The organism is Viridibacillus arenosi, from assembly GCF_001955655.1.
In the GTDB taxonomy this organism is placed as follows: domain Bacteria; phylum Bacillota; class Bacilli; order Bacillales_A; family Planococcaceae; genus Viridibacillus; species Viridibacillus arenosi.
Window position 1 is genome coordinate 62,501 of sequence record NZ_MSPW01000005.1, and the last position, 26,332, is coordinate 88,832.

Genomic DNA, 26,332 nt, shown 5'->3' on the forward strand with positions numbered 1-26,332 from the left:
CGAATCTTAGATTAACGTTTTAATAAAAGATACGCTAATCTAAGATTTTCAGCAAGAGAGGGCTTCCTTTTCCACATGTGCAAATGCACCTAATACTGTTCGTGCCAAAATTTCTACTCCCACAATCAATTGAGCCTTATTAAATGTCATTTTTGGATGATGTAGCCCTGGAGTTAATCCACAACCAAGCCCTAACATTGCTGCCTTTACATTTGCCCTTTTAACCGTATAAAAATGAAAATCCTCTCCACCTGGTGTAATAACAGGGGGACGCAAATACTCTTCACCTACGGATTCAATAATTGCTTGCTCAATTATATCCTTTGCTTCGTCATCTACTTCAGCTGCTGCAACCCTTACTTGTTCTTGTAAATCAATTGACACTTCATACAACGATTCAATTGCACGTATTGTACGCTCTATTCCATAATGCAACTGCTCGATTCCTTCATTTGTTTGAGCACGAACATCAATCGTGAAATAGGCTTTCGCCGGAATTATATTCCCTGATTCTCCACCCGCTTGAAATTTCGTCACTTTTACCGAAAATGGAATCATTGTATCTATATGAATCGTTTTTAGTGCTTCGATTAAGCTTGCACCAATTTCAATTGCATTTTTACCTAAATGGGGTCTTGCAGCATGTGATTCCACACCGTTAATTTGGCCACTTAATAGTCTGGATGCACCATGATATAGCGCTGGGCAAAATGTGCCATCACGTAGCTCCTGCACCGGCCGGACATGTACTCCAAATAAATAATCCATATCGTCGACCAATCCACGGTCAACAAAGGACAATGCTCCCTGTCCTTTTTCTTCAGCAGGTTGGAATAATACCCGAATGGTACCTCGCCACGTTCTTTTCAAGCGTTTTAATAGTAGTAAAACGCCAATCACCATTGTCATATGCGCATCATGTCCACACGAATGATGCGCCTGAAATTCCCCATCAACTTCTTGCCATAAGGCATCGATATCAGTTCGTAGTCCTACAACAGGTCTACCCTCACCGATTTCCACATATAAACCAGTACTATCTGCAAACGTATGAACCTCGTACCCTTCTTGTTCTAATATTCCTTTAATATAATCTGTAGTCCGCCTTTCTTTCCAGCTAATTTCAGGATTTTCATGCAGATACTTAAAAACACTTTTCAATTGTGGTTCAAGTAATGTTAACTGCTCCTTCATCATAAGCGTCTCCTATCTATTTATTTTTGAAAATATATGTTTATACTTAGATTTCCTAACATAATTTTTTCTCTCTTATAGGTATATATATGTAACATGCCATTTTGATATCGTGAACAATGTTTAATATTCATCAAAAAAACCCGTTTAGTGAAAAAACGGGTTTAGAATTTCTTACATTAAATTTAGTTTTTTTGCTTCAAATATAAGCTCGTCCTTAAATTTCGGATGCGCAATTTCGATTAACGCCTTAGCCCTCGCTGATATCGATTTGCCTTTTAGCTCGGCTACACCATACTCCGTTACTACCTTATCTACTTCATTTTTGGAGGTTGTTACGACTGAGCCGTTTGTTAATAAAACTTTTATTCTCGATATGGTATCGTTTTTCGTAGTCGAATGCATGCATATAAATCCACGGCCATTTTCCGCAAAATTTGCTCCACGTGCAAAATCAAATTGTCCACCAGTGGAAGAATAATACTTGCCTGCAACTGTTTCAGAGGCGCATTGACCATATATGTCCACTTCCGTTGTGGCATTAATTGAAACGATATTATCCTCTTTGGCAATTAAGCGTGGATCGTTCGTTACATCAACTGTTTGGAATTCAACAATTGGGTTATTATGCAAAAATTCATATAATTTATCCGTCCCTAACGCAAAAGTACCAACGATTTTCCCCTTATTCGTTTTCTTCTGAGACCCATCGACTACACCTTTCTCCACTAAACCAACTACCCCGTCCGTTATCAGTTCCGTATGAATACCTAAATGACGATGATCATTTAGTAAACTAATAACCGCATTTGGAATCGAACCTATCCCAGCTTGTAATGTATCACCGTTTTTAATATATTCTGCAACATATTCTGCAATCCGTATGTCTTTTTCTTCGATTACTGGGTCTGGATTTTTTACAAGCGGTGTATGATGCTCAATAAACCCTTCGATTTGACTAATATGTATTAAATTTTGACCAAATGTTCTTGGCATATGCTCATTTACTTCCAAGAAAAAGGGTGCATTTCCTATAAAACATGCAGCATAATCTGCTTGTGTTCCAAGCGTAAAATATCCGTGCTCATCCATCGGTGAAGCAACTGCCATTACAAGAGATGCTTTAGTATAATCCTTCATAATTCGTGGTACTTCATGAAAATAGTTTGGCATCAATTCACAATGCCCATTATGATAAGCTTTACGTGTAGCACCACTCAAAAAGTATGAGACATGTGATAAGTGTCCTTTATAAGCTCCACCTATATATTTACGTGGATGCATCGTTAACATTTGATGAATACGCACATCTTTTAAGTATTCTGCGTTCTCTTCCAAAACATCCAATAACTTTACTGGTTCTCCATTCGATATCGGTATAATAATATCTGCCCCTTCCTCAATATATGAGAGGACATCTTGAGGTTTTTTTAACTTCTGTTTGTAATACCCTTGAAAAATATTTACCATACAACACACTTCTCCGTTTCTGCTTTAAGTATGCATTTCACTTAAAAATATCACCTTTCCTTTAGCGTAACATAATCCTACTATTTTCACGGCTTTTTTATACAAAAAGAAAAGGCATCCATATGATACCCTTTCTCTGAAATACTATTCTCCACTAAAACTATTAACAATTTCCTTCGAGATATCCACATTCTTAGAAAAAATAGTGGAAAAGTCTCTTAGATATCCAAAGAAGATTAAATCTACTTCAAATAAATAATTTTTTTATCCACTATACACACTTTTATCCCCACTATACACAAAATGTTATAAAAAAAGCAGCTCACCTTTGAAAAGGGAACTGCCACATGTGTATAACTATTATTTAAACGCTTGGGCTGCATGTATAGCCTTTTTCCAGCCCTTGTATAAGTTTTCACGTCTATCTTCTTCCATATTCGGACTGAATTGCGTATCTAAATTCCAGTATTTCGAAATCTCGTCACGATCCTTCCAGAATCCAACTGCCAATCCTGCTAAATATGCTGCACCTAGTGCTGTAGTTTCATTAATTGATGGACGCTCTACTGGAACATCAAGTAAATCTGCTTGGAATTGCATTAACAAATTATTCATGACAGCTCCGCCATCCACACGTAATGTCTTTAACGAGATACCTGAATCTGCTTCCATTGCACCCAGCACATCTTTTGTTTGATACGCTAATGATTCAAGTGTTGCTCGTATGAAATGCTCTTTTTCTGTACCACGTGTTAAACCGAATACAGCACCACGTACATCACTATCCCAATATGGTGTACCTAACCCAACAAATGCGGGAACAACGTATACACCATCAGTAGAGTCAACCTTTTCTGCATAGCGCTCACTTTCTTTTGAATCATGGAACATCCGTAAACCATCACGTAACCATTGAATAGCCGAGCCCGCTACGAAAATGCTACCCTCTAATGCATACTCCACTTTACCATCTATTCCCCAAGCAATCGTTGTTAACAATCCGTTCTCGGATTTAACAGCCTTTTCACCTGTGTTCATGAGCATAAAACATCCTGTGCCGTAAGTGTTTTTCACCATGCCACTTTCAAAACAAGCTTGACCGAATAAAGCAGCTTGTTGGTCACCCGCAATACCAGCAATAGGTACTTCTTGACCAAAGAAGTGATTTCCATCCGTTAAACCATACACTTCAGATGAAGGACGAACTTCTGGTAGCATTGATGCTGGGACACCCAAAATCTCTAATAGCTCTTCATCCCATTTTAAGTCGTAAATATTATACATTAATGTTCTAGAAGCATTCGAATAGTCGGTTACATGTACTTTCCCATCTGTTAGTTTCCAAATCAGCCATGTATCAATCGTACCAAATAATAAATCACCATTCTCCGCTTTTTCTCTTGCCCCTTCAACATTATCTAAAATCCACTTCACTTTTGTGCCTGAGAAGTATGCATCAATAAGTAATCCCGTTTTATCTCTAAATAAATCATTATAGCCTTTATCTTTCAGCTCTTCACAAATGCCCGCTGTTTGGCGTGATTGCCATACGATAGCATTATGCACTGGTACTCCCGTATTTTTATCCCAAACAACAGTCGTTTCACGTTGATTGGTGATACCAATTCCTTGAACTTGATATGCATGGACATTTTTCTCTGAAAGGACACCCGCTATGACAGATGAAATTGAGCTCCAAATTTGCTCTGCATTATGCTCTACCCATCCTGATTGTGGGAAATATTGTGGAAATTCCTGTTGAGCACTATTAAAAATATTGCCTTCTTCGTCAAATAAAATTGCACGTGAGCTTGTAGTACCTTGGTCTAATGCCAGAATATACTTTTTTGTCATATGATGACCTCCAGATTTTAATTTATTATTCTATCTTACAACTTTATTCACTGTAGATTGTGCTCCTACGAAAATTGCTAGCACGATTACTCCAACTATCCAAAATGCGATACTATTTTCTCCTTCAAAAACTTGCTTATAAAATAATGCTCCAAACAATCCACCAATAATCGGACCGACTACTGGTACCCATGAATAACTCCAGTTGGAATCTCTTTTCCCTGGAATCGGTAGGAAGAAATGTGCTATACGAGGCCCTAAATCACGTGCTGGATTAATAGCATACCCTGTTGGGCCACCAAGTGCCATACCAATTACGATAATTAAAGCACCTACTATTAAAGGATTTAAGCCATCTGTAATATTATTTGTGCCTATAGCTAAAATACCAAGAACTAAGATAAATGTTCCAATCATTTCCGTTGTTAAATTTGATAACGGATGATTATATGCTGGTGCTGTACAAAATACACTTAGTTTAGCATCGGGATCTTCAGTTGGTTTCCAATGCGCCAAATAAGTTAGGTATACTAAAATAGCTCCAATAATTGCTCCAATCATTTGCGCAAGTATGAACATTGGAACATCTGCCCACTCGAACTTTCCGATCGTGGCTAATGCAATTGTCAATGCAGGATTTAAATGTGCACCACTTATCCCTCCAACTGCAAATGCTCCCATAGCTACTGCAAGACCCCAGGCAACAGTAATAACAATCCAACCACCATCTTTTCCTTTAGAACCTTTCAAAGAAACAGCCGCAACAACGCCGCCTCCGAACAATATCAAAATCATTGTCCCTACTATCTCGGCCATAAAAGTTGACATACCGTACTCCTCCTTCTTCATAACGATATAATGAAAGCGTAAACAATAAAATATATTCTCATAGAATTCAAGTTATGCTTATTCAATTATAATAATAATATGTTTCAAGGTTTGCTATGTAAAAAAATATGCTTAAAGAGTAATACATTAATTTGCAAATAAAAAGACCCCTCAAATAACTCAGTTATCTGAAAGGTCATCTAGTTGTGCTATTTACTCACTAATTGCATTCTTCAGCATTTGTTTACGCTCTATTTTTTTCACTAAGAAAATACTGATTTCGTAAAGCAAAATCATCGGTATTAAAACTAATAAATGACTAACAAAATCAGGTGGCGTTGTCATTGATGCAAAAACCGCCATAAATACATATGCCCATTTTCGAATCGCCTTCATTATATCTGCCGTAAGTAAACCAATTGAAGATAAAAATAGAGCTACAATCGGCAACTCAAATAAAATGCCGACGGGTACAGTTGTCATTATTAAGAAATGAATATACTCACTTGCCGATATCATAACATCAAAATTCGTCTGACCGATACTGATTAGAAATTTATAGCTAAGTGGGTTAACTACAAAAAAGCCAAAAGAAATACCAAGTAAAAATAGTAACAACATGACTGGAGAATACATCCCAAGAAAACGACTTTCAATTTCCTTTAATCCTGGTTTTATAAAACTCCATAAAAAATGCATTAAAAAAGGTAAGGCTAACCCAAGAGCCATAGTACTAGAGATTGACATATAAAACTTCACAACCTCTAATGGCCCTAAAATAACAAGTGAATTTCCTTTCGTAATAAAAGGAAACCACCAGTTAACTGATGCAAATACAACAAAAAAGAAAAAGAGAAAAACCACTAAACCTTTAATCAGCTGCTTACGTAAATCTGCTAAATGATCAAATAATGATTCAACCACATCTTTGACTGCCCATTCAGTAGCCGATGAATCTGTAGAGAGTACTGTTGAAACTACAACAGTTTCTTGTCCTTTGTCTGCTAATGCCTTTTTTATTGTTATCTCTGTCTCATAAGGTTCTTTGTCTAAAGGGCTTAATATTTTTTTACTGTTATTTTCATAAGGATCCATAGGCTAAATATTTACCTAAATTTCTTTTTTCTTTTCAGGTGGTGTTTCATCGTCGTCATCCATTAATCCCTTTGTAGACTTCTTGAATTCTGCAAAAGTTTTCCCTACTGCCGATCCGATTTCCGGCAATTTTTTTGGACCAAAGACAATAAGAACAATAACTAAAATAATGATTAAACCTGGTATTCCGATTGCAGATGGACTAAACATATTGCCTTCCTCCTTTATTAAACGAGCGAGCCGCCCTTTTTACTGTATTTGATAATACCCTCAGCACATCGATAAGCTAAAGCACCAACTGTTCCAGTAGGATTGTAACCACTATTATTCGAGAAGTTTCCAGCACCTACAACGAACAAATTATCTGCATCCCAATGTTGTAAGTAGTTGTTCACAACACCCTCTTCTGGCGTTAAGCTCATAACAGTTCCACCGGTATTATGTGTAGATTGATAAGGGACAATATTATATTGGTCAATTTCTGAATTGACTACAACTGTTTTTGCGCCCATCTCTTTTAAAATATCTCCACATTTTTTCGAAATATGTTTGTGTAATGCTCTGTCTTGATCTGTAAAGTTATAAGTCATCTGTAACAATGGGACACCATAGGAATCCTTATAAACATTATCTAACGATAAATAGTTCTCTTTGTGAGGTATTGATGCACCTTGACCACCAACCCCTAATGAGCGCGTATAATTTTCAATAGATTGCTTTTTAAACTCCGCTCCCCAAGTTGGCGTATCAGGTAAAATAGGATTTGTACCAATAGGTCTCGTGCCCGTTTGCGTTAATGCGACATTAGCACCATGAATAAATTTTAAATCTGAGTGATCAAAATTATCACCATTCAAATCATCAAAACACATACCTAAAGCACCTGCACCCATAAAAGTATTATATTGTTCATCAAAAAAGCCTGAAGCGCCAGGTAAAATTTGGTAGCAATAATTCCGACCTAGTGTTCCTTTTCCTGTTGTCGGGTCATACATTTCACCGATATTCGATACCATAAGTAATTTTGCATTATTCATGACATAACTTGTTAGTACTACAACATCTGCTGGCTGAATAAACTCTTCACCTGAAATTGTATCTAAATACTTTACTCCCGATACTTTATTTCCCTTTTTTACTACTTCTACAACATTTGCATGGAATCGTGGCTCAAAATTACCTGTTTTAGTTGCTGTTGGTACAACAGTAATTTCTGGTGATGTTTTCGCACCGTATTCACAGCCAAAACGTTCACAGAAACCACAATATTGACAGGCATTTATTTGTTCACCATCGGGATTTTTATATGGTTCCGACAGATTGGCAGACGGCATCATATATGGGCTATAACCTAATTTCCCGCTCGCCTTTTCAAACTTTTTTAAAAGGGGTGTTGTTTTCATCGCAGGTGTAGGATATGGATTTGATCGCTTACCGCCATGCTTGTTTTTTCCATCGCCTGATATACCCGTTGTTTTCTCAAATGTATCGAAATAAGGCTCAAGCTCTTCGTAAGTTAAACCCCAGTCTTGAATTAAATATTCGGCACCTAACTTATTCTTGCCATATTTTTTTTCAGTCATTGTTTTTATTTGAAAATCATAGGGTAAAAAGCGGAATGTTTGTCCATTCCAGTGTGTTCCTGATCCCCCTAATCCTTCACCTAACAAGAAAGAACCTAATTGGCGCATTGGTAATGCCTTCATTTTCCGATTATTACGGAATGTTATCGTTTCACGCGACAAATCTTGCATTAAATCATAACGTATAGCATAACGATACTCATCGTGAATTTGCTGGTAATCCGATGTACCTCGTTTCTGTCCGCGTTCAAGCCCTACTACTTTTAACCCTGCCTTTGCACACTCTGCAGCAATAATTCCTCCGGACCAACCAACCCCTACCGTTACTACATCTACTTTTGGTAAAGTCTTAACCATTATTATTCACCTCCATACTAGATAATCCTAAAGAGACTTAGGTTCATATTTTTTAAATTCATCTTTTTCAATCTCACCGATATATGCCATTTGATGCCCTGGGAAACCTTTCATTTTCCAACCTTCCATATTACGATTGCCTCCGTACATTGGATCAGCATAAGCGCCGTTTAGTGTTGCTGAGCGAAGAAGTGCGAAAAAAAATCCTGATGTCGTCCCTGACATCTTCACCTCATCTTTTTGGAAAGCTGTTAGTATTTCATCCATTTGTTTTTCGGTAATATCTGAAAAGCCCTTCTTAAAACGTTTCTTACTCTCATTCTCTAGAGCCATAACTCCTTGAGTGAAGATTTCAGCACGAGTAAGACGACTTTGATATCCTTGTGTAGGCGCCCCTTCAGCAAATGGTCCTTGCATGTACTCTTTAGAATTACTACCATAATTCCCTGCTAACTGGCGATCAATGAAGTACGGTACACCTAAATCAATAGCACCTGCCCCTAGATTATCTTTTGGAAAGATACGTTCAGTGGCATTTGATAAGACTTGAAAATCGGTCTGACTCATAAAGAACATTCGAGCCGGAACGCCAGTATGCTCATCATGCCCCGTTGTATTATTGGCATTTTTAGATGGCTTAGATTTTTTATTGGTGTTGTAGCCGATCAAACCGCCAATTATCCCACCACCGACTAATGTGCCTGTAGCAATACCCGTGGTTTTCAAAAAATCACGTCTCGATAAGTTTTTCCCCTCTTCACTCATATAGACAATCCTCCTTAACAAAAGTCGTGATAGCGACTATTTACCTTATAAAGTGAACTGATTATTCCGAAATTACAAGTCGTAAATAAATTAATGATTCCGGTGTTTGCACTCATAAAAATAAAAAAGCAGCCTCATTTGAGACTACTTTGCCCTATTTTACAATTTCTCAACCATTTTTTTAGCTGGGAAGGAGAAGAAAATATAATACTGTTTACATTAGTTTGGATCATAGTATTCATAACCCCTGGTCTAGCATCAACAGGGAACCGCCAAATCCATCGTAAAAACTCTGCATCAACCTTTTCAGGGCACCCCTCCCCCATATCAGGCCTTGTCCTCCCGCGATATTGCATAGTACGCTTTAATACTCGATAAGTGCAAAGCTTATTAGAAAAATCGAGAAAAATAATAAGATCCGCATATTTGGCTCGCATTTCTAGTGTAGAATCGAAATTCCCATCAATAATCCAAGCAGGCTTTTCAAGTTCTAAATGAAGTCTTTCTATAAAGTCTTCTTTATTAGATTTCTGCCAACCAGTTTTCCAATAAATAGCATCTAAATGAACGAGAGGCAATTCCCACAATTCACTTAATGTTCGTGACAATGTTGATTTCCCTGCCCCACTAGATCCAATAATCAAAACCCTTTGATGTTTCGCTGGGTATTTCATCTAACATCCCCCTAGCTTTTTACTATTTAATAATGAACTCTTCTAATGCCTTCACTACGCTATTAACAAAGGTATTACCCACTCCCCAATCAAAACGGAAAAAGGCACCTTCTCCACCACCAGAAGCGATTGCATGAATTTTCGTTTTACCCTCTAAATTGTCAACTGTTACTGTTAAGCTTGCACGATTACTAGTACGCATATAATACTTTTCAAGTATACAAACTATTACTTGTTGATCCCCTACAATACGTTCATATTGATCAATAAGCTTTCCAGAAAAACTGCCCTCCACAATATTTGTTTTAATACGTTTTAATACATCCTGTGGTTCAATTGATACGTAAAATTCTGTTCCATCCATAGCTCTCACTCCCTCTATGTATAACTCTAATACGTTAGGAATCTACTATTAGTTTCAAATTGAAAGAAAATTCACTTAACAAGAAGTTTAATCTTTGGCCTGAATTACTTGAACATTTGTATCATCGAACTGACTCACAACACGCTTATCTAATTTTGAATCCGTAATAATGTAATCAATTTGCTCAAGTGGAGCTATTCCACTCATGACATCTTTTTCAAATTTCGTACTATCCGCAGCGATATAAACTTCTTTTGAAATCTCTATAATTTTCTTTCTTGTTATTGCCTACAAAATAAAACGATCTTCTCTCAATAATTATTGAGAGAAGATCGTTATTAGTATCATAAAGGCCTATAAAAGGATATTCCCTCTTATATATTCCTACTCTAACTCTGTTTGTTTTGTCTCTGTACCTAGTGCAATAATTGCAACTACACCTACTATTATCGAGATACAGAAGATACCGAAGATCAAATTCAATTCATATCCTTTTGCTACAAGTGAACCTACAAGTAACGGTCCAAATATTCCGCCTAATCGTCCAACAGAGGCAGCCATACCAGCACCTGTACCACGAATAATTGTTGGATACTGCTCAGGCGTATAAGCATACAAAGCACCCCAAGCTCCTAGATTAAAGAATGATAAGAACATTCCAGCTACAAGTAAAAGACCAATTGTTTCCGCATTACCAAAAACAAGTGCACTGACAGCAGTTCCTAGCAAATAGGTAGCTAAAACAAATTTTCTGCCTGCTCTTTCAATTAGCCAAGCTGCTGTAAAATAACCTGGTAATTGTGCTAGCGTCATTATCAGCACATATTTAAAACTTGCTATTAAACTAAAACCCTTCATAACCATAACACTAGGCAACCACAAAAACATGCCATAATAAGAAAAAACAACTGTAAACCAAACAATCCAAAGCATTAATGTACGACGAGCATATTCTTTCGACCAAACATCTTTAATATTTTGACCGATATTACGTACAACATCTTTTTTGGCTGTAAACTGAGGCGAATCAGGTAAGTGTAACCGCAAGTATATCGCATAAACTGCTGGAAGAGCCGTTAATAATAAAGCAATTCGCCAGCCGTAGTTTGGTATAACAAAATATGAAATAAGTGCTGCTAATAACCAACCCCCAGCCCAGAAACTTTCTAACAAAACTACAACACGTCCACGTTCATGTGATGCAACACTTTCAGAAACAAGAGTTGAAGCTACCGGCAATTCACCACCAAGACCCATTCCAATGAAAAATCTCAAAATCATAAATGCTGCTAGAGTCGTCGTCAACGCAGATAAACCACTAGCAATAGAGAAAATTACAAGTGTCCATATAAATACAGATTTACGGCCAATACGATCGGCTAATATACCGAATACAAAGGCACCAACCGCCATTCCGATTGAGTTAACACTACCAATCCAACCCATTTCACTTGGTGATAGCATCCATTCTTTTGCTAAAGCTGCTATTACAAAAGATAAAATACCAACATCTAATGCATCAAACATCCATCCAACCCCCGCAATACCTAAAAGCTTATTACGAGATATCACCTTAGTACCTGCCTGTTGATTCGTTGTCATTATTGTTCCTCCATATGTCTTTACACTTGAATACACATTTGACTACCCTAACTATACACATCTTTATATTTTGTGACAAGATGCAAAAGAAATTCAATTGTTCCGAAAATTTAGCAATTACCTATTGAAACATATACCCAAAATGAGTTAAAATGTCTCTTATAGAAAAACAAATGTTTTTTCAGGATGAACACAAAGGAGAATGTTATCTATGTGGAAAGGTCTTATCGATCACTATAAAGAATATCTACCTGTCTCAGAAAATACACCTGCTCTTACTTTACATGAGGGTAATACACCACTCATTCATTTAAATACATTATCAAAAGAACTAGAAATCGATCTTTATGTTAAATATGAGGGTTTAAACCCAACAGGTTCATTCAAGGACCGTGGCATGGTAATGGCTGTAGCAAAAGCTGTTGAGGCTGGAAGTAAATTTGTTATTTGTGCTTCAACAGGCAATACATCAGCTGCAGCTGCTGCATATGCAGCACGCGCTGGCATCCAAGCTATTATCGTTATTCCAAAAGGTAAAGTAGCTGCTGGTAAACTAGCACAAGCTTACATGTATGGTGCAAAAATCATCGAAATTGATGGTAACTTTGATGAAGCACTTCAAATTGTTCGTGACATTAGTGAAAACACTTCAGTAACATTAGTAAATTCAGTTAATCCATACAGATTAGAAGGTCAAAAAACAGCTGCTTTTGAAATTTGCGACGATCTTGGCAGTGCACCAGATATACTTGCAATTCCTGTTGGAAACGCAGGTAACATTAGCGCTTATTGGAAAGGCTTTAAAGAATACAATGCCACCAAGCAAACAGGTCTACCAAAAATGTTTGGGTTCGAAGCAGAAGGTGCTGCAGCAATCGTCCGTGGAGAAGTAATACCACACCCAGAAACTGTTGCTACTGCTATTCGTATAGGGAATCCAGCAAGTTGGAAACTAGCCGAAGCTGCTCGTGATGAATCTGGAGGTAAAATCGCTGCAGTTACAGATGAAGAAATTTTAAATGCATACCGGCTAATCGCTTCTAAAGAAGGCGTCTTTGCAGAGCCAGGATCAGCCGCTTCTATTGCTGGTGTACTTCAATCCGTAGAAAACGGTTCAATTCCTAAAGGTAGTCGTGTGGTTGCTGTATTAACAGGAAACGGATTAAAAGACCCTGATACAGCCGTAAAGGCTTCTACTGTCGATATGGTTTCTTTAGCAAATGACGAAGCGGAAATCCGTACTTACATCGAGGGATTGCTATGACAACAAATTGGTCCATATCTGTTCCAGGAAGCACCGCTAATCTTGGACCAGGATTCGACTCTATTGGACTAGCATTAGGCCTCTATTTAACATTAGACGTAACTCTACAAGATCATTGGGAGTTTGAGCATCGCTCAGAACACCTTCCTGTAAATGTTAAAGTTGAAGACCATCTCGTCTATAAAGTTGCGAAAGAAACAGCCGAACGGTACAAAGCTACACTTCCTTCTTGTAAAGTTGTGATGCACAGTGAGCTACCACTTGCTCGTGGACTCGGAAGTAGCGCGTCTGCTATTGTGGCGGGTATTGAACTCACAAATCAAGTATGTGATTTACAACTTTCTATCGAAGAACGTTGTAAACTTGCTTCTAAAATGGAAGGGCATCCTGACAATGCAGCCGCATCTGTACATGGTGGTCTAACGATTGCTTCAACATTGCCAAACGGTCAATTAGAATTGATTAATGCACGAGATGTTGACGCTGCATTTGCTGTTTTCATTCCAAATGTTGAATTAAAAACAGAGGAAGCACGTAAAATATTACCGTCAAACTATGACAAAGCATACGCTGTTCATGCAAGCGCCAATGCCAATATGTTAACTGCTTCATTACTTATAAAAGATTATGAACGTGCAGGCAAATTCATGGAGCATGATTTATTTCATGAACCATTCCGCGCAAATTTAATCCCTAATTATCATGAAATTCGTCAAACAGCACAGGATGCAGGTGCCTTTGGTACAGCTATTAGCGGTGCCGGTCCAACTGTCATCTCGTTAATCTCAAAAGATCGCGTAGATGCTTTCGTTGCAAAAATGAAGCCCCTCTTCCCTTCTTATGATATTAAAGCCGTTCCAGTCGATATAAAGGGTGTTCAAGTTACAAAAGAATAATAGGAATGGAAAATGCCAAGAGCATATGTCTCTTGGCTCTTTTTCTTTGCAATAATCACCGATGTGTTATAGTTATGATCTTTCCTAAATCAAATGAATTGACATTACCCTCCCCTGTAACTATAATGATTACATGTTAGGCGGTGACCGATATGGTGAACAGTCGTGTTTCTGTTGCTATACACATTCTTTCTTTAATCGCTACAACAAATGATTCTAACCAACTTACATCTGAATGGATTGCTAGCAGTGTAAACACTAATCCCGTCGTTATACGTCGGATTAGTAGCCAGTTAAAAAAGGCAAACTTAATAGTCTCCAATGCAGGAGTTGCTGGATATCAATTAGTCAAAGAACCGAAAGACATTACGCTACTAGACATATATAGAGCCGTACAGGCACCAGAGGAGTTATTTGCAATACACGATAACCCTAACCCAGAATGTGCTGTCGGAAAAAAAATTCAATCCACTTTAGATAACGTATTTCAATCTGTTCAGCGAGCAATGGAAGATAAATTGACAGAAGAAACGCTACAAGATGTATTAGATCAACTCTTTCACTAAGAGGCGATCTTTTTTTACAAACAACTTGTAACCATATTAGTTACAACAAATTCTAAGGAGGCAATCATTATGAAAATTGGTATTATTGGTGCAACAGGTAAAGCAGGTAACTTTATTTTAAAAGAAGCAGTATCACGTGGGCACGAGGTAACTGCAATCGTTCGCAGTGCTGCAAAAATAGTGGCTGAAAATGTTGCTGTTATAGAGAAAGATATCTTTTCATTAACAACAGAAGATGTACAAAAGTTTGACGTTATCGTTAATGCATTCGGGGCTCCAGCAGGTGAAGAACATTTACACGTAGAAGCTGGACGCAAGCTTATCGACATTCTACAAGATGCAGCGAGTACAAAACTATTTGTAGTTGGTGGAGCAGGTAGCCTTTTTGTTGATCCAGAAAAAACAGTGACAGTGATGTCTACACCAGATTTCCCTGCAATTTACTTACCAACAGCTGAAAACCAAGGCAAAAACTTAGAGGACTTGAAAGCATCATCTATCACTTGGACATTCTTAAGTCCATCTGCTTTCTTCGATCCAGAAGGTCCACGCACTGGTCAATATATCGCAGGAATAGACCATCTATTAGTCAATACTAAAGGTGCAAGCTACGTTAGCTATGCTGACTATGCTATCGCTGTATTAGACGAACTAGAAAACCCAAAACATGTGAATGAAAGATTCACTGTAGCATCTGAAAACTAAATAACATACTAAAAAACAGGCCCCATGATAATGGGACCTGTTTTTTTAAACTAATAATACTAAACTAATAGCCATTACAGCCATACCGGCAATAACACCATATATCGATGTATGAGCCTCGTCATATTTCTTTGCAGCTGGCAATAATTCATCTAACGAAATAAATACCATAATACCAGCAACACCAGCAAAAAGCACTCCGAACACAATATCATTTAAAAATGGCATTAAAATCAAATATGCTACAAATGCTCCAACTGGCTCAGCTAAACCGGATAAAAATGAAAGCTTAAATGCTTTTTTACGATCTCCTGTCGCAAAGAAAATCGGGACAGAGACAGCAATTCCCTCTGGAATATTATGAATAGCAACCGCAATTGCAATCGCAATACCGAGATTTGGATCTTGCAATGCAGATGCAAATGTCGCAATTCCCTCTGGAAAGTTATGAATACCAATTGCAAGCGCGGTGAATATACCCATCTTCATTAACTTGGCATATTCATCATTTGATGGTCCCGTCTGCATATCTTCAACCTTTTTTACTTCATGAGGATTTTCGTGTTTTGGGATCATTTTATCAATGAGTGCTATTAACAGCATTCCAGCAAAAAAACCAATTACCGTGAATGTGTATCCTTGCTTCTCCCCTAACTCACCAACGAGCGAATCTTTAGCTTTCACAAATATCTCAATAAGTGAAACATAAATCATGACACCTGCAGAAAAACCCAAAGAAAACGATAGGAACTTCGTATTTGTCCTCGAAGTGAAAAATGCTATTAAACTACCTACTCCTGTTGCTAAACCAGCGAAGAGCGTTAACGCTAAAGCAAAAACGACATTTCCATCCATATACTCAACTACTTTCTCTATTAAAATGTTAATTTCATTGTATGCAAAAAGTTTCCTCAACGCAACTTTCTTTAAGTAATAAAAATAAAATGAGCCAAAGAAAATTTCAGATAACGGTAACATTTTTATACGTGCACAATTTAATGAATCACACTTTTGAGTTCAATCAATGAATCCAATCCTTTGTTATTGTGATTTGTAAATCCTTATAATAGTTATTACATGATACAAATTTTTTATCATATCACTATTTTGGAGTGACCTCTTATGGACTATATAAAACGCGGTACCGTTAACTTCCGAAACGCGAATTTAGCTTTATTCGCAGGAGCCTTTAGTACATTTGCAAATTTATACATGACACAACCATTACTCCCAACTTTCACAGAAGTGTTCCACATTTCGCCTACAGTAGCGAGTTTGTCATTATCTGTAACGACTTTAACATTAGCGTTCAGCATGCTAATCATTGGCTCATTATCAGAGGCTTGGGGCAGAAAGAAAATTATGGCATTCTCTATGTTTGCAGGTGCTATTTTAACTTTATTTATTGCTTTAGCACCTAATTATTCAATTTTACTTACATTAAGAATTGTACAAGGCATTGTATTTGCTGGGTTGCCCGCCATTGCTATGGCTTATTTAGGAGAAGAAGTCGAACCTAAAAGTTTAGGTATTGCAATGGGATTATATATTAGTGGTAATACAATTGGTGGATTGGGTGGGCGAATCATCGTTGGGACGATGACCGATTTATTCAGTTGGCGGATTGGGATGATTGCAATTGGGGTGATTAGTTTTATTGTGAGTTTCGCCTTCTACTTTTTGCTTCCTTCTTCTAAACACTTTGAAGCGAAGAAACTTAATGTAAAAGGACTGTTACATTCAATGATCCTTCATTTGAAAGATCCTGCTTTACTAAGTTTATTCGGACTAGGCTTTTTGTTAATGGGGAGCTTTGTCACGCTTTATAATTATATCGGCTTTCAATTGGTAGCACCTCCATTTTCTTTAAGCCAAACAATTGTCGGTTGGATATTCATCATCTACCTTGTAGGTACATTTAGCTCTACATGGTTTGGCAGCCTTTCTGATCGTTTCGGAAAATATAAAATGTTAGTCATTGCAATAGTCATTATGTTTATTGGTGGTATTATCACATTAGAAAACCACTTACTTTTAAAGATAGCTGGTATCGCTATTTTCACATTCGGATTCTTTGGTGGACATTCTATCGCTAGTAGTTGGGTTGGTCGACGTGCTACACATGATAAAGCACAGGCATCCTCACTGTACTTATTCTTTTACTATGTAGGTTCAAGTGTTGGCGGAACGGTAGGGGGAATATTCTGGACAGTATATGGCTGGCATGGGGTAATTGGTATGATTATAAGTTTTCTACTTGCCTCTTTCATATTAGCTTTTTACTTGCGTAAAACTCTGCATGAGCAAGCTCTATAGGGGATATGTGGTTAGGTAACTAACAAAACTAACTTCATTTGAATGATTATTCTATTGTTAGTATGTGTGGATACTATCCTATTAGATTAATAGATCCAACCTTAAAAAGGGTCTTTCATCTATTTTTTAACCGATTTCGAAATAAAACAACCAGTTGTCGATACCTACTCGACGACTGGTTGTTTTACTTCGATTAATTTCAAATAACGTAATACTAAGTATTTTATTGTTCTTCTATTTTTTCCTGTGCTAACTCTTTAAATACTCGTTTTCTTCGTTCATACCATATTACAGCAAGGATAAACCATGTGTAACCCATCGACCAGCCCGCTAACACGTCTGAAGCGAAGTGACGGCTTTCAGCAATACGGGACAAACCAATAAGTACCGTCATCATAACGGCTCCTACCCAAGTGAATATCTTTATCTTTTTAGAATATTGATATTCATTTGCTATATAGGCTAATGTAAATAAATATAAAATCCCAGTCATGGAATGTCCTGATGGAAAACTAAAACTTTTTAGCTGCTCAGGTATGTCAGGACGTGGTCTCTGCACCCACACTTTCAATAACTGATTAAGCACATTACCAGCTGCTATTGTTACAAGGGCAAAAAACATTCCTCGGTAATTGTGATCCCTTATCCATAACACTAATAATAATATAATGGCAATGACCACAACGAAAGCTGGTTCACCAAAATAATGGAAAAGACCTAAAAAATTATTACCCTTCAACAAACCTGATGCCCACTGATCTAAATTGAATACCCAATTACTTTTTATATTTAAAAAGAGAACGATATAAACGATTGTGGTAACTATCGCAAGTGGATAAAACAACTTTTTCATACTAATACCTCCTCACGCTTGCGATTAACATTAATTCTACTATAGCTCTTTTCTACTCGATGTAATAGCAAAATGAACGAAAACAATAAAAAAATGCTCTAGCATCAAGCTAGAGCATTTTCAGTAATAATAAGCTAGGGGAGCCTACTTTATTTTGTTGCTTTTACTTCATAGACGTTTTGGCTTGATTCGATTATATACTCTGGTTTAGGCTTGCCGATCTTCGCTTTATGACCAGCAATGTGCTCCGGACTCTTCTCCCAATTTTTCCAATCCTCTTCACTTTGCCATTGAACAAGAATCATTACTTCCTCGTCTCCACGTCTAACTTTCTTCACAAGTACTTTCATATCAATGAAACCAGGTTGCTTCGCTAATGGTGTATCGCCACTAAAACGTTCCACAACTTGTCCAGAAAAGCCTTCCTGTACAATTATTCGTTTCGCTTGATAAAACATATTATAGTGCCTTTTCTACTTCATCAACCATTAATGATACTGATTGTAATCCGCCACCTGATAGGTACCAAACTTCTGGGTTTAAGTAGAACATTTTGCCGTCTTTATAAGCATTTGTTTTCTTCACTAAAGCATTTTCGATTGAGTCTTTAGCAGATGCACCTTCAGTTACTACTGCATCGCGGTCAACTACAAAGATAATATCCGGATTTTTTTCAAGAATGTATTCAAACGATACGTTTTGTCCGTGAGTTGAAGCTTCAATACCTTCATCAGCTGCTTTAAAACCAAATACATCATGAATTACACCAAAACGAGATGCTGGACCGTAAGCACTGATTTTACCTTCTGAACCTAGAATGATTAATGCTTTTTTATCTAAAGCAGATGCTTTTTCGTTAATTGTAGCAATTTTATCATCAACTTTTGTTAGTTCTTCTTTTACTTGATCTTCTTTATCGAAGATTTTACCAGCTAATTCTGTGTTAGCTTTGAATGATTCCATGTATTTTGTAGTGTCTAATCCTACATATACAGTTGGAGCGATTTCTTTTAGTTGTTCATAAAGACTAGCTTGACGACCAGAGATGAAGATAACATCTGGTTTTAATGCTGCAATCGCTTCAAAATCAGGCTCTTTTAAAGAACCAACGTTTTTATAATCAGCGCTTTTATATTTTTCAAGATACTTTGGAACTGAGTCTTGTGGTAATGCAGCAACTTTAACACCTAAAGTGTCAAGAGTATCTAAGAATCCCATATCAAATACAACAACTTTTTCAGCGTTTTTCTTAACTTTCACTTCATCTTTAACGTTATCAGAAGTTCCGTCATCTTTTGAAATACCGAAGTCATTTGTAATCGTAATTTCTTCTGCTTTTGAACCTGAAGTTTCTTCTTTTTTATCGTCTTTAGAGCCACAAGCTGCTAATACTAAAAGCATTGCAAAAACTATCGTAAGTAATTTCCAGTTTTTCATTGGGTAAAGTCTCCTTTTGTTATGAATTAAAATAGACACAAATACGGCAACTATTCATTTCTTGAATAGGTATATCCATATCGTAAATTTCTTTTAATGACTCTGAGTTGATAATGTCATTGGTTGGACCGTCTTTTACAATACGGCCATCTTTTAAAGCAACAATTCGATCTGAGTAAACAGAAGCAAAGTTAATATCATGCAAAACAATAACTACTGTTTTCCCTAAATCATCCACAAGTTTTCTTAGGATTTTCATAATCTGCACGGAGTGCTTCATATCTAAGTTGTTAAGTGGTTCATCAAGTAATATATATTCGGTATCTTGTGCGATAACCATTGCGATAAAAGCACGTTGGCGTTGGCCACCAGATAATTCGTCCAAAAAATCATATTGGATTTCTTCTAAATTCATATACTCTATCGCTTGGTCGATCATTTTTACATCTTCCTCGTTTAAGCGACCTCGAGAATATGGGAAACGACCAAAAGATACAAGCTCACGAATCGTCAAACGCACATTCATATAGTTTGATTGTTTTAAAATTGATACCCGTTTAGCAAAATCATTTGATTTTAATTTCTTTACATCTGAGCTGTCTAGTAATACATCTCCAGTGTCTGCATCAAGTAAACGACTTACCATCGACAGAAGTGTAGATTTACCTGCACCATTTGGTCCGATAAATGACGTGATTTTGCCCCGTTGAATATCGACACTTACCTTATCAACTACAACTTTCTTGCCGAAAAGTTTAGATATTTCTTTCACTTGGATCATGCAGATCGACTCTCCCTTAATAATAGATAGATGAAGTAGATACCACCGACAAAGTTGACGATAACACTTAATGTTGTTGAGAATGTGAACACACGCTCAACGATCCATTGCCCACCAATTAGCGCCACTAAACTCATTAGACCGGCACCAGTGATTAACACTGTATGCTTGTACGTTTTAAAGAATTGATAAGACAGGTTTGCAACGATTAAACCGAAGAAAGTTATCGGTCCAACTAGCGCCGTAGATGACGCAATTAAAATCGCTGAAATAACGAGCATGCGTTTGACGACTTTATCATAAGGAACACCTAAGTTGATGGCATTGTCTCTCCCTAGGGATAATACATCCAAGTCGCGAACCATTCGCCACCCGTATATCATCGTCACTAGTACGATAATTAATGCAAACCAAACTAAGTCTCCACTTACGTTATTGAAGCTGGCAAACATTTTATCCTGCACGCGCATAAATTCGTTCGGATCAATTAATACTTGCATGAATGTCGTGATGCTACCTAACAAAGTCCCAAGAATAATACCTACAAGAAGTAGGAAATAAATTGGTTGTTTTCCTGTACGGAAAAGAAATTTGTATAGTAGAAGTGCGAATCCAATCATGACGACTAATGAAATAACGAAGTTTACTTTTGTATTAAGAACTACTATATGCCCGGAACCTAAGAAGAAGATAATCACTGTTTGCAATAGCAGATAAAGTGAATCTAGTCCCATAATACTTGGCGTTAAAATACGGTTATGCGTAATTGTTTGGAAAACAACTGTTGAATACGCAATTGCAATACCCGTTATGGCCATTGCTAGCACTTTAATACCTCGGCGAGGCAATGCATAGTCATAACTTCCATTTAAACCTTGAAATAAATATAATCCACAGAATACTGCAGCAAATGCTGCTAATAGGATCATTTTTGTACTGTTACGCATACGCCTTCCCCCTAAATAACAAGTATAGGAAGACGCCACTACCAATTACCCCAACCATTAAGCTAATTGAAATCTCATATGGATAAATCAATATCCTGCCTAGAATATCGCAGGCTAATAAGAAAATTGCACCTAATAATGCGGTATGCGGAAGTGTTTTTTGTAAATGATCTCCCTTGAAGATCGATACAATGTTCGGAATGATTAAACCAAGGAAAGGTATCATCCCAACCGTTAGCACAACGGTTGTTGTAACGAGTGCCACGAGGATTAAACCAAAGTTAACGATTCTTTTATAAGCAAGGCCAAGATTTTTCGAGAAATCTTCACCCATACCTGCAACCGTAAATCGGTTCGCATATAAATAAGCGATGATTAAAATAGGTACACTTATGTATAGAAGTTCATAACGACCCTTCATAATCATAGAGAAATCACCTTGTAACCACGAAGATATATTTTGAATGACATCCGCTTTATAAGCGAAAAACGTCGTGATAGACGATAAAATATTACCGAACATTAAACCAACAAGTGGAATAAAAATGGCATCCTTGAATTTAATACGATTTAAAATTTGCATAAATAAAAGCGTGCCGGCTAGCGCAAATACAAATGAAACCGCCATTTTTTCAATCAAAGATGCATTCGCAAACAGTAACATCGATACTAGTATGCCTAGCTTAGTGGCATCTAATGTACCTGCAGTTGTTGGCGAAACAAATTTATTTCTACTTAAACTTTGCATGATCAAACCTGCTATACTCATTCCCATACCAGCTAAAATGATGGCTACTAGTCTAGGTAAACGACTAATTAAGAAAATTTGAGTTTCTTCAGATTCAAAATCTAGCAAATCTGTCGGAGAGATTCGGCTCACTCCCACAAAAAGCGATATTAATGATAACAAGATAAGTGCTATAAAAAGGTATCGTTTCTTCATTGTAATCCCCGATGTATTCATTTTATGAGTAAATGATCTTCTTATTGAAAATGATTATCATTGACTCACAATTTCCATTATAACATGACGACTTTTTCCGTCAACCCTAAATGAAAATGATTATCACACTACAATGACAGTTTTGTGAATTCAGAATGTTGCTTATTACCCTAAAACACCGGTATAGAGCGATTTCAAAGTAAAACGCTTACAAAACATCTCATTCTATTAGACTCTATTTCTTCTTATCTATTCGGACTAATTTCGTTGTAAATACATAATACCCTAGGATTTTATGCATTAGTTTCTTATTTTTCTTATAAATAAAAAAGCACTGAGATTTGGATGATCTCAGCGCTTTTAAAATTGTTTATTAACGAATACCTTGCATCGCTTTCGAAATCATTGGTGAAATTATTAACATCACGATACCAAGAAGTACAGAAACTGTACCTATTGTACCGAAGTATGCAACTTCACTAATCTTATCGAATATTTTTACTAACTGTGCATTCACCGCTTGGGCTGCTGCGCTCGTTAGGAACCATAAACTCATGGTTTGTGCACTAAATGCCTTAGGTGCTAATTTCGTTGTAACAGATAGCCCTACTGGCGATATTAATAATTCTCCTATTACTACTAGGAAGAAGCTCAGTACTAGCCACCAAGGACTTACTAAAGCTGTACCTCCAGAAAGAAACGCGGGAATTACCATGACTATGAATGAGAATCCAGAGAAAAATAATGCTAATGAAAATTTAACTGGTGTAGAGGGTTGGCGCGTCCCCAGTTTCATCCAAATCCAAGCGAATAAAGGTGCCATTGTAATAATAAACAAAGGATTTAATGACTGGAACCAAGAAGATTCCAATTTAATTGGACCAAGGTTTAAATCAGTACGTGAGTCAGCATACGTTCCTAGAATATTTGACCCTTGCTCTTGGATCGCCCAAAACATTACAGCAGCAATGAACATTGGTATATAAGCCAATACACGAGATTTTTCTTCAGCGTTAGTTTTTGGACTTCTATACATCACCACAAAGAATGCAGTAGGAATTAAAATTCCCAAAATAGAGATGAATAATATAACATTGTTAATCGTTAATTGATCGTTTATATACGCAATCACTGCAAGTACTGCAATAATTGCAACGCCAATAATTGTTTTTATTGCTAATTTTGAGAATTCATCTTTTGTTAATGGATTATTAATTTGTTTACCTGCTAAACCTAGATATTTCTTAGCTGTAATTACATACATTACTAACCCAACAAACATTCCTATTGCAGCAACACCAAAACCTAAATGGAAGCTGTACTTTTGTCCAATTGTTCCGACTATTAATGGAGCAATGAATGAACCTAAGTTAATACCCATATAAAAAATACTGAATCCAGCATCTCTACGGTTATCGGTTTCAGCATAGATGTCACCAACAATGCTTGAAACGTTTGGTTTTAATAAACCTGTACCCATTACAATGAATACCATTGAAATTAGTAGCATTGTCAATCCACCTGGGAATGCCAAACAAATATGACCTAGCATTATTAAGACACCACCGTAAAACACGGTTCTTCTGGTACCTAATACACGGTCAGCAATCCAACCACCAATAATCCCTGACATATATACAAGTGAGCCGTATATAGCGAAAATTGAGTTGGCTGTCGTTCGATCTAAACCTAGACCACCATCATTTAAACTATAGTACATAAAGTAAAGTAAAATGGCTCGCATGCCATAGTATGAAAAACGTTCCCAGAATTCAGTAAAGAATAAGGTTAATAATCCTTTAGGATGACCAACAAAACCTTTTTGGGGTACCGACTTAACGATATCTTCTTTCGTTATCATTTAATTTCCCTCTTTCCAATAAGTAAATAGGCTATCTATTTTCAGAAAAAACAGTAAGTCTATTATAAATAGACAGTTGTACGCATGTCAAAGAATAGAAGTTTGCAAAATATTGATTATTTTAACATTTTTTTGAATTGTTAAACAATTGCAAGTTGGATAGGTTATTACATTTATCTAACTTTTTCGTTATAATACAAATAATTGAATTTACAGAGGAGCAAATACATGCTAAAACAGTTTTTTTCCTATTACAAACCGCATAAGCGATTATTTATTATCGATTTTACAAGTGCTGTCATCGTTGCAATTTTAGAACTTGCCTTCCCAATTGCCGTACAATGGTTTATTGATAAACTTTTACCAAGTGGCGAATGGGGCACAATTGTAACAGTGAGTGTACTACTTTTAATCATTTATCTTTTTAGCACCTTGTTGCAATATATCGTCAGCTATTTAGGTCATAAACTTGGCATTAATATTGAAACAGATATGCGACAAGAACTATTTAATCATGTTCAAAAACAATCATTCCGCTTTTTTGATAACACGAAAACAGGCCATATTATGAGTCGGGTGACGAATGATTTATTTGATATTGGTGAGCTCGCTCATCACGGCCCAGAAGATCTTTTTATTGCCATTATGACGTTCTTCGGTGCTTTTGCTATTATGTTCAGTATTAATCCACAACTAGCCATTATCGCTATAATAATGGTACCCTTTTTAGTTTGGTTAGTAACATATTGCAATGTCAAAATGAATGTAGCTTGGAAATCGATGTATGGAAGTATTGCAGACGTCAATGCTCGCGTAGAAGATAGCGTGTCAGGTGTACGTGTTGTACAAGCATTTACAAACGAACAATTTGAAATGGATCGCTTCAAAGTAAATAACGGTCGTTTTCGTCTTGCTAAGCTTGCCGCATATAAAATTATGGCTGGTACACATTCCAGCATTTATATGATGACCCGCCTTGTTACACTAATCATATTGGTTGTTGGAGCATGGTTGAGCTTTAACGGATCGCTAACTTACGGTGAACTCGTTAGTTTCGTGCTCTATTCAAATGTACTGATTAAACCAGTCGATAAAATTAGCGCTCTCTTAGAGTTGTATCCAAAAGGAATGGCCGGTTTCAAGAGGTTTCGTGAGCTTATTGATCAAGAACCTGACATCCAAAATCGGAAGAATGCAATTGATGATCATGCATTGTCAGGAAATATTCAATTTAAAAATGTACATTTCAGATACGAGTCTTATAAAGAGATTTTGTCCAATATAAATTTATCGATTCAAGAAGGACAGACAATTGCATTCGTTGGTCCTTCAGGTGCTGGTAAAACAACGATTTGTTCATTAATACCAAGATTTTATGATGTTACTGAAGGTTCGATTTCAATTGATGGCATTGATGTACGTGATATGACGTTACACTCTTTACGCTCACAGATCGGTATCGTACAACAGGACGTCTTCTTATTTACCGGAACGGTCCGCGATAATATTGCTTATGGTAAACTTGAGGCTTCATTTGAAGAAATTCAAGAAGCTGCAAAAAAGGCTCATTTAGAGGAATTTATCGAAGGTCTTCAAGATGGTTATGATACACAAATTGGTGAAAGAGGATTAAAGCTATCTGGTGGTCAAAAACAACGATTAGCAATTGCACGTATGTTCCTAAAAAATCCTCCAATTCTCATTTTAGATGAAGCAACATCTGCACTAGATACAGAAACAGAGAAAATTATTCAACGTGCTTTAAATGAACTTGCAAAAAATCGTACGACTCTCGTCATCGCTCACCGTCTTGCAACAATACGAGATGCCGATCGAGTAGTCGTCGTCACTGAAGACGGGATTGCTGAAGATGGTAAGTACGATGAACTTGTCGCAGCAAACGGACTTTTCACAAAGTTACACAACATTCAATTTAATCAAAACTAAAAGAGTAGAGAGTCAGTTTCACAACGACTC

The 26,332-nt window shown here is 36.9% G+C and carries 25 protein-coding genes and 1 pseudogene; 6 read left to right on the forward strand and 20 right to left on the reverse strand.

The features are described from left to right. Positions 1 to 48: 48 nt before the first annotated feature. The 12 genes and pseudogenes from BK137_RS11170 to BK137_RS11225 form a co-directional block, all read right to left on the reverse strand. Entirely contained in the window at positions 49 to 1,194 is a 1,146-nt protein-coding gene (locus BK137_RS11170; RefSeq protein WP_038186116.1) for a M20 peptidase aminoacylase family protein, read from the reverse strand. A 174-nt stretch (positions 1,195 to 1,368) separates the two neighbouring features. Continuing rightward, positions 1,369 to 2,664: an acetyl-CoA hydrolase/transferase family protein gene (locus BK137_RS11175; protein WP_038186120.1), complete on the reverse strand. Its 1,296-nt coding sequence runs from the start codon at positions 2,662 to 2,664 to the stop codon at positions 1,369 to 1,371. Positions 2,665 to 3,024: 360 nt separating this feature from the next. Continuing rightward, entirely contained in the window at positions 3,025 to 4,518 is a 1,494-nt protein-coding gene (gene glpK / locus BK137_RS11180) for a glycerol kinase GlpK (protein WP_038186123.1), read from the reverse strand. Positions 4,519 to 4,548: 30 nt separating this feature from the next. Further along, positions 4,549 to 5,346 (reverse strand): MIP/aquaporin family protein, encoded by a 798-nt coding sequence (locus BK137_RS11185; protein WP_038186126.1) that lies wholly within the window; start codon positions 5,344 to 5,346, stop codon positions 4,549 to 4,551. A gap of 213 nt (positions 5,347 to 5,559) precedes the next feature. Beyond that, complete coding sequence (tatC, locus tag BK137_RS11190; RefSeq protein WP_038186129.1) at positions 5,560 to 6,441, reverse strand: twin-arginine translocase subunit TatC; 882 nt, start codon at positions 6,439 to 6,441, stop codon at positions 5,560 to 5,562. 15 nt (positions 6,442 to 6,456) lie between these two features. Next, the gene (gene tatA, locus BK137_RS11195; protein ID WP_038186132.1) at positions 6,457 to 6,651 is read right to left on the reverse strand and encodes a twin-arginine translocase TatA/TatE family subunit; all 195 of its coding nucleotides are present in this window, start codon (positions 6,649 to 6,651) and stop codon (positions 6,457 to 6,459) included. A gap of 17 nt (positions 6,652 to 6,668) precedes the next feature. Further along, the gene (locus BK137_RS11200; protein ID WP_038186135.1) at positions 6,669 to 8,381 is read right to left on the reverse strand and encodes a GMC family oxidoreductase; all 1,713 of its coding nucleotides are present in this window, start codon (positions 8,379 to 8,381) and stop codon (positions 6,669 to 6,671) included. 27 nt (positions 8,382 to 8,408) lie between these two features. After that, on the reverse strand, positions 8,409 to 9,146 hold the full coding sequence (locus BK137_RS11205; protein ID WP_038186139.1) for a gluconate 2-dehydrogenase subunit 3 family protein: 738 nt from the start codon (positions 9,144 to 9,146) through the stop codon (positions 8,409 to 8,411). Positions 9,147 to 9,280: 134 nt separating this feature from the next. Next, positions 9,281 to 9,820: a P-loop NTPase family protein gene (locus BK137_RS11210; protein WP_038186142.1), complete on the reverse strand. Its 540-nt coding sequence runs from the start codon at positions 9,818 to 9,820 to the stop codon at positions 9,281 to 9,283. Between the two features lie 22 nt (positions 9,821 to 9,842). After that, positions 9,843 to 10,184 (reverse strand): DUF6054 family protein, encoded by a 342-nt coding sequence (locus BK137_RS11215; RefSeq protein WP_038186157.1) that lies wholly within the window; start codon positions 10,182 to 10,184, stop codon positions 9,843 to 9,845. Between the two features lie 216 nt (positions 10,185 to 10,400). Next, positions 10,401 to 10,469, reverse strand: a pseudogene (locus BK137_RS22990) (hypothetical protein); the annotation flags it as partial. Positions 10,470 to 10,568: 99 nt separating this feature from the next. Further along, positions 10,569 to 11,786 carry an MFS transporter gene (locus tag BK137_RS11225; protein ID WP_038186167.1) on the reverse strand — a complete coding sequence of 406 codons (1,218 nt, stop codon included), beginning with the start codon at positions 11,784 to 11,786 and terminating at the stop codon, positions 10,569 to 10,571. 211 nt (positions 11,787 to 11,997) lie between these two features. Here BK137_RS11225 and thrC point away from each other — a divergent pair, with 211 nt between their 5' ends. From thrC to BK137_RS11245, 4 genes are all read left to right on the forward strand, one after another. Further along, the gene (gene thrC / locus BK137_RS11230; RefSeq protein WP_038186169.1) at positions 11,998 to 13,050 is read left to right on the forward strand and encodes a threonine synthase; all 1,053 of its coding nucleotides are present in this window, start codon (positions 11,998 to 12,000) and stop codon (positions 13,048 to 13,050) included. Next, positions 13,047 to 13,946, forward strand: coding sequence for a homoserine kinase (thrB, locus tag BK137_RS11235; protein ID WP_038186171.1), 900 nt, complete (start codon positions 13,047 to 13,049; stop codon positions 13,944 to 13,946). Before thrC ends, thrB begins: the two co-directional genes overlap by 4 nt. 152 nt (positions 13,947 to 14,098) lie before the next feature. Next, a complete protein-coding gene (locus tag BK137_RS11240) occupies positions 14,099 to 14,512 on the forward strand; it encodes an Rrf2 family transcriptional regulator (RefSeq protein WP_038186173.1) in 414 nt (137 codons plus the stop codon). A 69-nt stretch (positions 14,513 to 14,581) separates the two neighbouring features. Next, entirely contained in the window at positions 14,582 to 15,217 is a 636-nt protein-coding gene (locus tag BK137_RS11245) for an NAD(P)-dependent oxidoreductase (RefSeq protein WP_038186176.1), read from the forward strand. Between the two features lie 45 nt (positions 15,218 to 15,262). On the opposite strand, the gene zupT is transcribed toward BK137_RS11245, so the two are convergent. Beyond that, on the reverse strand, positions 15,263 to 16,072 hold the full coding sequence (zupT, locus tag BK137_RS11250) for a zinc transporter ZupT (RefSeq protein WP_038186596.1): 810 nt from the start codon (positions 16,070 to 16,072) through the stop codon (positions 15,263 to 15,265). 267 nt (positions 16,073 to 16,339) lie between these two features. Between zupT and BK137_RS11255 the strand changes: the two genes are divergently transcribed. After that, the gene (locus BK137_RS11255) at positions 16,340 to 17,533 is read left to right on the forward strand and encodes an MFS transporter (protein ID WP_038186179.1); all 1,194 of its coding nucleotides are present in this window, start codon (positions 16,340 to 16,342) and stop codon (positions 17,531 to 17,533) included. Positions 17,534 to 17,756: 223 nt separating this feature from the next. Here the strand turns inward: BK137_RS11255 and BK137_RS11260 are convergent, their stop codons facing one another. The 7 genes from BK137_RS11260 to BK137_RS11290 form a co-directional block, all read right to left on the reverse strand. Then, positions 17,757 to 18,386, reverse strand: a complete 630-nt coding sequence (locus tag BK137_RS11260) for a phosphatase PAP2 family protein (protein WP_038186189.1) — start codon at positions 18,384 to 18,386, stop codon at positions 17,757 to 17,759. Between the two features lie 149 nt (positions 18,387 to 18,535). Next, the gene (locus BK137_RS11265; protein WP_038186192.1) at positions 18,536 to 18,844 is read right to left on the reverse strand and encodes an antibiotic biosynthesis monooxygenase family protein; all 309 of its coding nucleotides are present in this window, start codon (positions 18,842 to 18,844) and stop codon (positions 18,536 to 18,538) included. 1 nt (position 18,845) lies between these two features. Next, complete coding sequence (locus BK137_RS11270; RefSeq protein WP_038186195.1) at positions 18,846 to 19,823, reverse strand: siderophore ABC transporter substrate-binding protein; 978 nt, start codon at positions 19,821 to 19,823, stop codon at positions 18,846 to 18,848. Between the two features lie 19 nt (positions 19,824 to 19,842). Further along, complete coding sequence (locus tag BK137_RS11275; protein ID WP_038186197.1) at positions 19,843 to 20,604, reverse strand: iron ABC transporter ATP-binding protein; 762 nt, start codon at positions 20,602 to 20,604, stop codon at positions 19,843 to 19,845. After that, complete coding sequence (locus tag BK137_RS11280) at positions 20,601 to 21,551, reverse strand: iron chelate uptake ABC transporter family permease subunit (RefSeq protein WP_038186201.1); 951 nt, start codon at positions 21,549 to 21,551, stop codon at positions 20,601 to 20,603. The genes BK137_RS11275 and BK137_RS11280 overlap by 4 nt, the downstream gene beginning before the upstream one ends. Then, positions 21,544 to 22,494 carry an ABC transporter permease gene (locus BK137_RS11285; protein ID WP_038186205.1) on the reverse strand — a complete coding sequence of 317 codons (951 nt, stop codon included), beginning with the start codon at positions 22,492 to 22,494 and terminating at the stop codon, positions 21,544 to 21,546. The genes BK137_RS11280 and BK137_RS11285 overlap by 8 nt, the downstream gene beginning before the upstream one ends. A 373-nt stretch (positions 22,495 to 22,867) precedes the next feature. Further along, positions 22,868 to 24,355, reverse strand: coding sequence for a peptide MFS transporter (locus BK137_RS11290; protein ID WP_038186208.1), 1,488 nt, complete (start codon positions 24,353 to 24,355; stop codon positions 22,868 to 22,870). A 228-nt stretch (positions 24,356 to 24,583) separates the two neighbouring features. Here BK137_RS11290 and BK137_RS11295 point away from each other — a divergent pair, with 228 nt between their 5' ends. Then, positions 24,584 to 26,302: an ABC transporter ATP-binding protein gene (locus tag BK137_RS11295; protein WP_038186211.1), complete on the forward strand. Its 1,719-nt coding sequence runs from the start codon at positions 24,584 to 24,586 to the stop codon at positions 26,300 to 26,302. Positions 26,303 to 26,332 lie beyond the last annotated feature (30 nt).

Bases quoted from the DNA above. Each gene is read 5' to 3' on its own strand.
- BK137_RS11170 (WP_038186116.1), bottom strand. From the start codon at position 1,194: ATGAAGGAGCAGTTAACATTACTTGAACCACAATTGAAAAGTGTTTTT.
- BK137_RS11175 (WP_038186120.1), bottom strand. From the start codon at position 2,664: ATGGTAAATATTTTTCAAGGGTATTACAAACAGAAGTTAAAAAAACCT.
- glpK (WP_038186123.1), bottom strand. From the start codon at position 4,518: ATGACAAAAAAGTATATTCTGGCATTAGACCAAGGTACTACAAGCTCA.
- BK137_RS11185 (WP_038186126.1), bottom strand. From the start codon at position 5,346: ATGTCAACTTTTATGGCCGAGATAGTAGGGACAATGATTTTGATATTG.
- tatC (WP_038186129.1), bottom strand. From the start codon at position 6,441: ATGGATCCTTATGAAAATAACAGTAAAAAAATATTAAGCCCTTTAGAC.
- tatA (WP_038186132.1), bottom strand. From the start codon at position 6,651: ATGTTTAGTCCATCTGCAATCGGAATACCAGGTTTAATCATTATTTTA.
- BK137_RS11200 (WP_038186135.1), bottom strand. From the start codon at position 8,381: ATGGTTAAGACTTTACCAAAAGTAGATGTAGTAACGGTAGGGGTTGGT.
- BK137_RS11205 (WP_038186139.1), bottom strand. From the start codon at position 9,146: ATGAGTGAAGAGGGGAAAAACTTATCGAGACGTGATTTTTTGAAAACC.
- BK137_RS11210 (WP_038186142.1), bottom strand. From the start codon at position 9,820: ATGAAATACCCAGCGAAACATCAAAGGGTTTTGATTATTGGATCTAGT.
- BK137_RS11215 (WP_038186157.1), bottom strand. From the start codon at position 10,184: ATGGATGGAACAGAATTTTACGTATCAATTGAACCACAGGATGTATTA.
- BK137_RS11225 (WP_038186167.1), bottom strand. From the start codon at position 11,786: ATGACAACGAATCAACAGGCAGGTACTAAGGTGATATCTCGTAATAAG.
- thrC (WP_038186169.1), top strand. From the start codon at position 11,998: ATGTGGAAAGGTCTTATCGATCACTATAAAGAATATCTACCTGTCTCA.
- thrB (WP_038186171.1), top strand. From the start codon at position 13,047: ATGACAACAAATTGGTCCATATCTGTTCCAGGAAGCACCGCTAATCTT.
- BK137_RS11240 (WP_038186173.1), top strand. From the start codon at position 14,099: ATGGTGAACAGTCGTGTTTCTGTTGCTATACACATTCTTTCTTTAATC.
- BK137_RS11245 (WP_038186176.1), top strand. From the start codon at position 14,582: ATGAAAATTGGTATTATTGGTGCAACAGGTAAAGCAGGTAACTTTATT.
- zupT (WP_038186596.1), bottom strand. From the start codon at position 16,072: ATGGATGGAAATGTCGTTTTTGCTTTAGCGTTAACGCTCTTCGCTGGT.
- BK137_RS11255 (WP_038186179.1), top strand. From the start codon at position 16,340: ATGGACTATATAAAACGCGGTACCGTTAACTTCCGAAACGCGAATTTA.
- BK137_RS11260 (WP_038186189.1), bottom strand. From the start codon at position 18,386: ATGAAAAAGTTGTTTTATCCACTTGCGATAGTTACCACAATCGTTTAT.
- BK137_RS11265 (WP_038186192.1), bottom strand. From the start codon at position 18,844: ATGTTTTATCAAGCGAAACGAATAATTGTACAGGAAGGCTTTTCTGGA.
- BK137_RS11270 (WP_038186195.1), bottom strand. From the start codon at position 19,823: ATGAAAAACTGGAAATTACTTACGATAGTTTTTGCAATGCTTTTAGTA.
- BK137_RS11275 (WP_038186197.1), bottom strand. From the start codon at position 20,604: ATGATCCAAGTGAAAGAAATATCTAAACTTTTCGGCAAGAAAGTTGTA.
- BK137_RS11280 (WP_038186201.1), bottom strand. From the start codon at position 21,551: ATGCGTAACAGTACAAAAATGATCCTATTAGCAGCATTTGCTGCAGTA.
- BK137_RS11285 (WP_038186205.1), bottom strand. From the start codon at position 22,494: ATGAAGAAACGATACCTTTTTATAGCACTTATCTTGTTATCATTAATA.
- BK137_RS11290 (WP_038186208.1), bottom strand. From the start codon at position 24,355: ATGATAACGAAAGAAGATATCGTTAAGTCGGTACCCCAAAAAGGTTTT.
- BK137_RS11295 (WP_038186211.1), top strand. From the start codon at position 24,584: ATGCTAAAACAGTTTTTTTCCTATTACAAACCGCATAAGCGATTATTT.